The sequence below is a fragment of the Frankia sp. CeCAU1 genome (assembly GCF_977971845.1).
In genome coordinates this window covers 11093-15255 of record NZ_CDWWXA010000070.1, presented here as the reverse complement: position 1 = coordinate 15255, position 4163 = coordinate 11093, and the positions used below count along the sequence as shown (strand labels likewise).

Below are 4163 nucleotides of genomic sequence, written 5' to 3'. Positions count from 1 at the left end.
CCAGGGTCCTCCTCGACGACGACGGAGACGTCCGCCCGGCGGTGGCCGCATGACCAAACAGTCGACGTAAAGCAGAACGCCCCGGCTGCGGCAACCGCTCGGGGCGTTCCAGGCGCCTTCCCGAGCCCCCTTGGCAAGTGCTCGGAGAACGAACCGGCGGCAGGAAGCCGCCGGAACCTCAACCCATGAAAGAGTTTAACCCGAATGCTGCGCACTGCGCGCGAGAATGCTCGGATCTGTGACGCTGGTATCGCCCTGCGGGGTGCTCGGTGAAGATCAGACGTGGTCGCCGTCCCGACGCTGGATGGCTCACCCTCGATAACCGCCTCCTCCGCGACACCCGCATTAGCGACCGGGCCCGTGGCCTGCTCGCCCGGATCCTGTCGTATCCGGATGACTGGTCCACGGACTCGGAAGCCCTCGCCGCGGGGACCACGGAAGGCCGTGAAGCGGTCCGGACCGCGCTCAAGGAGCTGGAAGCCGCCGGATACCTCGTGCGGACCAAGACCCAGGACCCGGAGAACGGGCAGTGGTCGACCACCGCGGAGATCAGCGCCGAGCCGGTCGGCGGCTGGCCGGAGGACCCCGCCCCGCCGCCGAAGTCGAAGCGCACCCCGCCTCGGCGCGGCCCCACACCCCCGGCGCCCAAAAACCCGCCTTCGGACCCGGCGCCCAAAAACCCGCCTGTCGGGGACCCGGCGGTCGGGGACCCGGACGTCGGCTCCTTGGGCGCTATACGAAAGACGGTTACGAAGGACGGTTACGAAGAAGTACAGCCACCCCCTACGGGGGTGGACGCGCACAGCGACGACGAGGCGAAGGGCGGCGTTCCGAAGCCGGCGGGCAAGCCCGCCAGCACCCGAAGGGGAACCCGTCTCCCCGAGTGCTGGGAGCCCGACCGCGACCTGAAGCGGTGGACGCTCGACGAGGGCATGACCCCGGAGCAGGCGCGGCGCACGCTCGAAGACTTCCGGGACTTCTGGTGCTCGAAGACGGGGCGGGACGCCACCAAGCTGGACTGGGCCCGCACATGGAGGCGGTGGGTCCGGGAGGAAATCCGCAAGGAGCAGCGTGGCAGCCGGCGCAGCGGCCAGCCTTCCGCCGCGGCCCGCCGCCAAGCCGGTTTCGACCAGCTCCGCGCAGACCTCGCAGCCAAGAACAGCACCGGCCCGCAGCCCGACGCCGGCCCGCACGAGCAGCCCGGCGTCTTCCAGTTCCCCGCCGAAACGATCATCGAAGGGTGGCCGGCGTGAACGACCTCGATCTCCTCGACCTCATCCGCCTCATCGACGTCTACTCGCCGGGCTTCGGCTCCGAAGACCGGCAGAAGGGCGTGCTCGCCGTCTGGTCCATCCAGATGCAGGAGATCCCCACCAGCATCGCCAACGACGCCGTGCACACCCACTACGCCACCGAAACCCGGTGGATCATGCCCGCCGATGTCCGCCGGTACGCCGCGGCCCGCGCCGGGGTCCTCCCGCCCGATCACGCCACCGCCCGCGCGCAGGTCCTCGCACTTCGGGCCTGGTACGGGCCCCACGGCGCGCCACTCCCTGACCCGTCGACCCGGCCGACGGTGCACCCCGCGGTTCAGGCCACGATCGACATCGTCGGTGTCGAAGCCGCGTGCACGATGAACGCCTACGACTGGCGGGCGGCGTACGCCCCCCGTGTCACCGAGTTCGAGCAGCGCGCACTCACCCCAGGCGGGATCGCCGGCGCCCGCCGGGCGATCGCCGCCCCGCCGCCCGGGGCTGTGCCGGACCCGCCGACGCCGCCCCCTGCCGAGACCTTCGAGCGGGCCGTCGAGCTCCGCTCCCGCCGTGTCGCCGGCCTCGCCCGCCTCGACGAGGCCCTCGCCTCTCTCGGCGCCGACGCCCGGTTCCTGCTCCCGCGGAACACCCACCTCGACAGCCGCTTCGGGCAGGCCGCACTCCGGCACAAGATGCAGGACTTCGGCGCCGATACCGACCTCGACGAGGCCATGCGCCGGGCTCGGCTGGAGATCGCCTGCCATGTCGACAGCGCCGAGGCCGCAGACTTCGAGGCCCGCCGCGCCGCCGCGCTGCGCGCCCTGGAAGCGTGGATGGCCGAAGGGCAGGCGTCTTGACCGCCGTCGACGGGGCCGAGGCTGCGGTGGATCTGATTCGCTGGGCGGTCGCCGCCGACCATCGGCCGCCACGAGACCGGGTGTACCCGCTCGACTCTGACGGCGATTTCGCGGCGTGGCGGGACCGGCTCTCCGGCCAGATCGCGCAGGACCGGGCTGAGGTCTCCCGGATGTCGCGCCGTCCAACCGACTGGAAGCCACCCAAACCACATAGCCATACCCACCAATAAGTACTATTGTTGATTCGCAGAGTGAACGGATTGGGGGTTTGAGATGGCGACAGCGACAGCACCCCGGCGGGCCCGGGTCGACTTCGAGGCGGAGGGGCACTGCGGGGCGAAGGGCTGCCGGTGCTCCCATCTCGCCCCCGACCCGTATTTCCCGGAGGCTCCGGCGTGTGACCGGGGGTGGAAGCCTGCCCCTCCGGGGGCGCTGACGCCCCGGGGGAACCTGCTGCCGGCGGGGGCGGTGGTGCGGTGCCCGACGTGTCGGGCGGCGGAGCTGGCCGCAGCATCCTGACCGGCAGGCCCCGACCCAACTCGCATGATGCATGATTCATAGAAAGTACTTTTCATGCTAGGGTGGGGCCACACACGCAACAGGCCGCCCACCCGATCCCCTGGACAGAGATCACGGGCGGGCGGCCTCACCAGCTACAAGGAGATCATATGCGCAGTGCCCCTACCCGGCAGCCCAGCGCCGGACCCAGACCACAACACCCCCTCGGGACGATCCGAGCCCAACGCGGCTGGTCCTACCAGCATCTGGCGCTGATCGTCGCCCGCCGCGCACGTGACCTCGGGGTGGCGAACATGGCCGCCGAACGGCAGAAGGTCTGGCGCTGGGAGCACCGTGGGGTCGTACCCGACCGGATATCCCAGCTCGCACTCGCCACGGAGCTCGGCGTACCACCCGAGGCGGTGACGTTGCACCAGTGGCCGGGATGGCTGCTCACGGCCATCAAACCCTGCCCGTACGTCCCCCGGGCAGACGACCTGTACGCCGCCCACCTCGCCATCGCATCCCTGGACACACCGGGGCAGCTATGCCGGTTCACCGCCGAATCGCTCTCCTCCGGGGCGCGCAGCCTCGCCGACGCCCTGACGTCCGGGGACACCGAGAAGGTAAGCGAGGAGCTCCGGCGCCTCCTCGCCCGAGCAGACGCGTATGAGAGGCGCATCAGCGTCCTGGACCTCATCCACTCCCCGACCACCCAGACGGTCACCGACGAGGATGTCGACGCCGCATGGGATGCGTTCATAGATGCCGGGGACACCCATAACGGGGTTGGAATCCACCAGCTCCGGGCCGCGCTTGAGGCCGACCGGGCGCACGTCGCGGAGATGCCCCCCGCGGCGCCGGCCGCGGGACCCTCCGCCCCGGACGGAACGTGCGTCCTCTGCGGGCACACGGACGTCGCACACGGCCCCGACGGCTGCATGGTGCTCGGCTGCGCCGCCGGCACCAACGGCACGCCATGCCTGGTGACCGGCCCCGAGCTATTCGGCGTCGAGGCCGACGACCTCGACGACATCACTGCCGACGAGATCCTGGAGCTGCTGGAACGTAACCGGACCAGCCGGCCCGCGCTCGCGTCTGCTGACGAGGGCGGGGAGATTCCCTGCGGGCGGTGCGGCCACCAGGTCACTAACCACCGGAGCATCACCGGCTGCCGGGGCGTCCCCCAGCCGGACGGCAGCCGAGCGCCCTGCCCATGCCCCCAGCGTGCCACCGAACTCCGCGCCGGGGCAGGCCGATGAGCGACGAGAAGATGCTCAACCGCATCCGGAAGCTCCTCGCCATGGCCGAGGCTGACGGCCTCGGCGACGCAGCACGCGAGTCGTACAACGCGAAGGCCGCCGAGCTGATCGCCCAGTACGGCATCGACCAGGTGCTGCTCGCGGCACGCGAGTCGACGTCGCGTGCCCTAAACCGGGCGGGTCTGCTCCTCGATGTACCGGCGGAGCACGTCCAGCGGGGCGCCACCGACGGACCCGGCGAAGTACGACCCGGACCAGAGCCGGTTCGCCCGCCAGTAGTGCCGGGTCAGCCC

Annotated in this window: 5 protein-coding genes and 1 pseudogene; 5 read left to right on the top strand and 1 reads right to left on the bottom strand. The window is 71.0% G+C overall.

Annotated features, from left to right (window positions below; genetic code table 11):
- The first annotated feature begins 269 nt into the window (after positions 1-269).
- From AC08OO_RS13670 to AC08OO_RS13650, 5 genes and pseudogenes are all read left to right on the top strand, one after another.
- Positions 270-1253, top strand: coding sequence for a hypothetical protein (locus AC08OO_RS13670; RefSeq protein ID WP_476618588.1), 984 nt, complete (start codon positions 270-272; stop codon positions 1251-1253).
- Positions 1250-2110 (top strand): hypothetical protein, encoded by an 861-nt coding sequence (locus AC08OO_RS13665; RefSeq protein ID WP_476618587.1) that lies wholly within the window; start codon positions 1250-1252, stop codon positions 2108-2110. The genes AC08OO_RS13670 and AC08OO_RS13665 overlap by 4 nt, the downstream gene beginning before the upstream one ends.
- 273 nt (positions 2111-2383) lie before the next feature.
- The gene (locus tag AC08OO_RS13660; protein ID WP_476618586.1) at positions 2384-2629 is read left to right on the top strand and encodes a hypothetical protein; all 246 of its coding nucleotides are present in this window, start codon (positions 2384-2386) and stop codon (positions 2627-2629) included.
- Positions 2630-2778: 149 nt separating this feature from the next.
- Positions 2779-3870, top strand: a complete 1092-nt coding sequence (locus AC08OO_RS13655; protein WP_476618608.1) for a hypothetical protein — start codon at positions 2779-2781, stop codon at positions 3868-3870.
- A pseudogene (locus AC08OO_RS13650) lies at positions 3867-4008 on the top strand (DUF2786 domain-containing protein); the annotation flags it as partial. The gene AC08OO_RS13655 and the pseudogene AC08OO_RS13650, both read left to right, overlap by 4 nt.
- Positions 4009-4037: 29 nt before the next feature.
- Here the strand turns inward: AC08OO_RS13650 and AC08OO_RS13645 are convergent.
- Entirely contained in the window at positions 4038-4160 is a 123-nt protein-coding gene (locus AC08OO_RS13645; RefSeq protein ID WP_476618607.1) for a transposase, read from the bottom strand.
- Positions 4161-4163: the final 3 nt, after the last annotated feature.

What these genes read in the sequence shown, in the direction of transcription:
- AC08OO_RS13660 (WP_476618586.1), top strand. Translation starts at nt 2,384, where the DNA reads ATGGCGACAGCGACAGCACCCCGGCGGGCCCGGGTCGACTTCGAGGCG.
- AC08OO_RS13655 (WP_476618608.1), top strand. Translation starts at nt 2,779, where the DNA reads ATGCGCAGTGCCCCTACCCGGCAGCCCAGCGCCGGACCCAGACCACAA.